We start from the raw sequence: 2,852 nt of genomic DNA, 5'->3' as shown, positions 1-2,852 counted from the left end.
GCCCGAAAGGCTCGCGGGGACCACGACGTTGAGGTGGTATGCCGCCGCGAGCACGCTCCCGAGGATCGCCGTGCCGAGGACCGCGCCGAGCTCGTAGGCGGTCTCCGAGATGGCCGAGGCGGCCCCGGCCTTCGCCGGCGGGACGCTCGCGATGATGAGATCGTTCGAGAGCGTCTCGGCAAGCCCCACGCCCGCGCCGACCACGGCGAACCCCGTGAGCAGGGCCGGCAGCGAGCCGTCCCGCCCGAAGACCAGGACGATCCCGTAGCCCAGCGCGTTGAGCAGAAGCCCCGCGACCATGACGGCCGGAGCCGAGAACCGGGAGGCGAGCCGCACGGCCGCGAGGCCGGTCAGGATCGTGAGCGCGAGGCCCGGGAGCATGAGCAGCCCCGAGCGCAGCGGCGATTCGCCGACGACGAGCTGGAGGTGCTGCGAGAGGAACAGCATGAACCCCACGAGGGAGAAGATGCTGAGCAGGTTCGAGGCGAGGCTCGCGCTGAACGCCGGCGTCCGGAAGAGCCGCACGTCGAGCATGGGCCGCTTGCGCCGCAGCTGCCGCCGCACGAACGCCCACCCGGCCACAAGCCCCGTGGCGAGGATGAGCGCGGCGGGGGCGCCGCCGTCGTGCGCAAGCTCCTTGATGCCGTACACGACCGCGGTCGCTGCAGCGATGACGAGGAGGATGCTCGGCGGATCGACGGGCGACGGCGCGGGGTCGCGCGATTCGGGCACGAGGATCGGGGCGAGGATGAGCAGGGGGACGAGGGCCGGCACGGCGAGCAGGAAGACCGAGCCCCACGCGAAATGCTCGAGGAGCGCGCCGCCCACGAGCGGGCCGAGCGCCGCGCCGCCCGAGTACGCCGCCGCCCAGATCGCGATCGCGAGGCGGCGCTCGGTGGCGTCGGCGAAGATGTTCCGGATGAGCGAGAGCGTCGCGGGCATGATCATCGAGCCGAAGATGCCGATGAGTGCGCGGGCCGCGATGAGCTGGCCGGCGCTCGTGGCGAAGGCCGCTGCCGCGGAGACGGCGGCGAAGCCCGTGGCGCCGATGAGCAGCATGCGGCGGCGGCCGAAGCGGTCCCCGATGCTGCCCATCGGAACGAGGAGCCCCGCGAGGACGAGCGCGTAGACGTCGACGATCCACAGCAGCTCGGTGCTGCCCGGCTGGAGCGCGAGGGAGATGGCGGGGAGGGCGAACGCGAGCACCGTGTTGTCGACGGCGATGAGCAGCACGGGGAACATGAGCGCGGTGAGCGCGAGCCAGCGGCGGGCGGCCGTCGCGTGCTGCATCTGGTGGGCGGCGAGGGGGTGCGAGGTCTGGACCACGATTCCTGCTCTCGGGGTGGGCTTTCGTTTAACTGTACCGTCTGGACGGTTTAGTATCAACGCCGCGTACAGTGGCCTTATGCCCAGACCGCCCAAGGCCCGCGAGGCCCTGCTTGCCGCGTACCGGGACCTCCTCGTCTCCGAGGGCGAGCGGGCGGCGACGATGGACGCGGTCGCGGCGCGCGCGGGCGTCTCGAAGGGCGGGCTGCTGTACCACTTCAAGAGCAAGGACGCCCTCGCCGAGGCCCTGCTCGGGGCGCTGCGCGAGGCGGCGGCGTCCGATCGGGAGCGCATGGCGGCGGATCCCGAGGGGCCAGCGCGGTATTTCGTGCGCACGTCGGTCAACTCGGGTACGGATATGGACGCGCTCTTCGTCGCGACGGTCCGGCTGGCCCAGGCGGGGCATCCCGAGGCGCTCGCGGTGCTCGAGGAGCTCGACGCGGCCTGGCTTGAGCTCATCCGCCGCGAGATTGCCGACCCGGCCGTCGCGACCGCCGTCATGCTCATGGGCGAGGGGCTCTACCACTATTCGTCGCTGGCTGGGGCGTGGCCCGAGCAGTCGTTTGGGACGTCGCTCGGCGAGCTGCTCGCGGTCGTGGACCGGTTGAGTGGCCGGGCGGCGGCAAGACCTGCGGATTCCGACCGGGACTGAGCCGGGGTTCGCGGCGTGTCGTCGCGACACGCCGGTTTCGCGGCCTCCTAGCCGGCAAAGACGGTCGGAATCCGGGCGCAGTCCCGACGCGACCACGCCCCGCGGGCTTTCGCGCCGCCCCTTGACCTTGACGCGGCGTCAACTTCTACTCTCGAAGAGGCAAGGAGGAAACGCATGGACTGGAGCATCCAAGAGGTCGCCAAGCTCGCGGGGACCACGAGCCGCACGCTGCGCCACTACGGGACGATCGGCCTGCTCGAGCCGAGCCGCGTGGGGCACAACGGCTACCGCTACTACGACGAGGAGTCGCTCGTGCGGCTCCAGCGCATCCTCCTGCTCCGCGAACTCGGGCTGGGCCTGCCGGCCGTCGCGGAGGTCCTCAAGAATCAGACGGACCAGTCCGCCGCGCTGCGCACGCACCTCGCGTGGCTGCGGCAAGAGCAGGAACGGCTCGCGCGCCAGGCGCGGGCCGTCGAGTCGACGATTGAACAATTGGAAGGAGGTGGCCAGCTCATGGCACAGGACATGTTCGATGGGTTCGACCACACGCAATACAAGGAAGAGGTCGAGTCCCGCTGGGGCGCGAAGGCGTACGCCGACAGCGACAAGTGGTGGCGCGGTCTCGGCGCCGAGGGCCAGCAGGAGTGGAAGGGCCGCATCGCGCGGCTCATCGACGACTGGCGAGCCGCCGCCGCGAGCGGAGCCTCGCCCGAGAGCGACACCGCCCAGACCCTCGCCGCGCGCCACGTCGAGTGGCTCGGCTCGATCCCCGGCACGCCGGGCTACCCCGAGGGCCCGGCCAAGGCCTACGTGCTCGGCCTCGCCGACATGTACGTGGCCGACGAGCGCTTCGCGGCCAACTACGGCGGCGCCG

3 protein-coding genes are annotated in these 2,852 nt (G+C 71.6%); 2 read left to right on the top strand and 1 reads right to left on the bottom strand.

Translation table 11 applies throughout. The annotated features are described in order from the left end of the window. The coding region (locus ACLN58_RS20395) for an MFS transporter (protein ID WP_415857059.1) at positions 1 to 1,290 on the bottom strand (1,290 nt) is incomplete at its 3' end. A gap of 115 nt (positions 1,291 to 1,405) precedes the next feature. On the opposite strand from ACLN58_RS20395, the gene ACLN58_RS20390 reads away from it, so the two are divergent. Together ACLN58_RS20390 and ACLN58_RS20385 are read left to right on the top strand one after the other, a co-directional pair. Then, positions 1,406 to 1,978, top strand: a complete 573-nt coding sequence (locus tag ACLN58_RS20390; RefSeq protein ID WP_415857058.1) for a TetR/AcrR family transcriptional regulator — start codon at positions 1,406 to 1,408, stop codon at positions 1,976 to 1,978. Positions 1,979 to 2,152: 174 nt separating this feature from the next. Next, on the top strand, positions 2,153 to 2,852 hold a 700-nt coding region (locus tag ACLN58_RS20385; RefSeq protein WP_415857057.1), incomplete at its 3' end, for a MerR family transcriptional regulator.

The sequence above is a fragment of the Sinomonas sp. G460-2 genome (assembly GCF_047759905.1).
GTDB lineage: Bacteria > Actinomycetota > Actinomycetes > Actinomycetales > Micrococcaceae > Sinomonas.
This window is presented reverse-complemented; position numbering and strand designations above follow the sequence as displayed.